General features: G+C 64.5%; 2 protein-coding genes and 2 pseudogenes. 3 read left to right on the plus strand and 1 reads right to left on the minus strand.

The window, feature by feature from the left end:
* Nucleotides 1-548, minus strand: a 548-nt coding sequence (locus MOV75_RS36535) for a bifunctional precorrin-2 dehydrogenase/sirohydrochlorin ferrochelatase (RefSeq protein ID WP_247007811.1), incomplete at its 3' end; no start/stop codon positions are given.
* 244 nt (nt 549-792) lie between these two features.
* On the opposite strand from MOV75_RS36535, the gene cysD reads away from it, so the two are divergent.
* The 3 genes and pseudogenes from cysD to MOV75_RS36550 form a co-directional block, all read left to right on the plus strand.
* Entirely contained in the window at nt 793-1,587 is a 795-nt protein-coding gene (gene cysD, locus MOV75_RS36540) for a sulfate adenylyltransferase subunit CysD (protein WP_246932144.1), read from the plus strand.
* 19 nt (nt 1,588-1,606) lie between these two features.
* Nucleotides 1,607-1,750, plus strand: a pseudogene (locus MOV75_RS36545) (GTP-binding protein); the annotation flags it as partial.
* Nucleotides 1,746-1,854: pseudogene (locus MOV75_RS36550) on the plus strand (cation transporter); the annotation flags it as partial. The pseudogenes MOV75_RS36545 and MOV75_RS36550, both read left to right, overlap by 5 nt.

Below are 1,854 nucleotides of genomic sequence, written 5' to 3' on the forward strand. Positions count from 1 at the left end.
ATCACCCGCTCCCAGAACCGGCGGCGCAGCGGAAACTCGGCGATGCGCTCATTGACGGCTTTGCGGAAGCCGCCGATGAATTCGGCGAGCTCGCCGATGCGCGCCGGAAGCAGCGCCTCGATCTTTTCGCGCACGCGTCGCGCCACCACCGGCGAGGTGCCGCCGGTACCGACCGCGACCACGACATCGCCGCGATCGACGATTGCCGGGAAGATGAAGCTGGAATGCTCGAGGTCGTCCATGACGTTGACGGGCAGGCCGAGCGCCTTGGCCCGCGCCGACATCGCAACGCCGACGTCGCCTGCTCCGGCGCAGACGATGGCGATGACACCCGAGAGATCGGTGGTGAGCGGATCGCCGGCCGCGATTTCGATGCGGGCTGCGTCCTCAGAGCTGAGCCCCAGATCCTGATTGCCGTCGATCGCATGCACGCGGATGCGCGCGCCGGCCGCCGCGAGCACGCGCAACTTGGCGCGCAAAAGCTCGCCCGCACCGATGAGAACCACCGGACCGGCCTTGAGATCGAGAAACACCGGCAAGAACCGCATACGATACTCGCTTCCCCCGATACGGGGTTGACTGGAATTATTTTCTATATATGTGTCGTTTCGAGCGCGCAAAGAGAAAATTTTTTCTTCTACTTCGCGCAGTGACTATAGAATTTTCGCCTCCAAACGCAAAGTGGCAGAGATGCATCTTCTCAAGGACGATTCCGCGCTTGTCGGAGTGAGCAGCCCGGGCCCCCTCAGCCGCGGGGGCTCGCAAGAATTTTCTGCTGATGTTGCGCCCAGCATGGACCATCTCGACCAGCTCGAGGCGCAGAGCATCTACATCTTTCGCGAGGCCTTCGCCCGGCTGAAGAAGATCGCGCTGCTGTGGTCGCTCGGCAAGGACTCCAACGTCATGATCTGGCTGGCGCGGAAGGCCTTCTTCGGCCGGCTGCCGTTCCCGGCCCTCCATGTCGACACCGGCAAGAAGTTTCCGGAGATGTATCGGTTCCGCGATCATTACGGCAAAGAGTGGGAGCTCGATCTGCGTGTCGAGCCCTGCCCGCCCATCGATGCCGTCGATCCGACGCTGCCGCCCGCCGCCCGTTCCGCCGCGCGCAAGACCGAGGGCCTCAAGATGGCGCTCGCCAAATACGGCTTTGACGGCCTGATCGCCGGCATCCGCCGCGACGAGGAGGCAACGCGCGCCAAGGAGCGCGTGTTCTCGCCGCGAGGCCTCGAAGGCAATTGGGACGTGCGCGACCAGCCGCCGGAGTTCTGGGATCATTTCAACGCCTCGCCGCCGCAAGGCGCGCACTTGCGCATCCATCCGATCCTGCATTGGACCGAGGCCGACATCTGGGCCTACACCAAGCGCGAGAACATCCCGATCATCCCGCTCTATCTGTCGCAGAACGGTAAGCGCTACCGCTCGCTGGGCGATCAGGACATCACCAATCCGGTCGCCTCAAACGCCACGAGCATCGACGAGATCCTGATCGAGCTCGAACAGACCAAGGTGCCGGAGCGTGCCGGGCGCGCGCTGGACCACGAGACCGAGGACGCTTTCGAGCGCCTTCGCGTCGCCGGCTATCTCTGATCAAGGACGCGAGCGCGTTATGAACATGATCGTCACCCCCGCTTCGCCTGCGACCCCGAACGGCACCACGCGCCCCCAGGTCCGCATCGTCATCGTCGGCCATGTCGACCACGGCAAGTCGACGCTGGTCGGCCGCCTGCTGCACGAGACCGGCAGCCTGCCACCTCGTCATGCCCACCGGCACCGGCGATGCCTTCCTGATGGAGACCGCGCAGCTGCTGAAGGCCTCGTTCCGCATCGGCCACACCACGCTTCAGGTCGAGACCC

Origin of the sequence: Bradyrhizobium sp. PRIMUS42 (genome assembly GCF_023006515.1) — a bacterium.
Classification (GTDB): domain Bacteria; phylum Pseudomonadota; class Alphaproteobacteria; order Rhizobiales; family Xanthobacteraceae; genus Bradyrhizobium.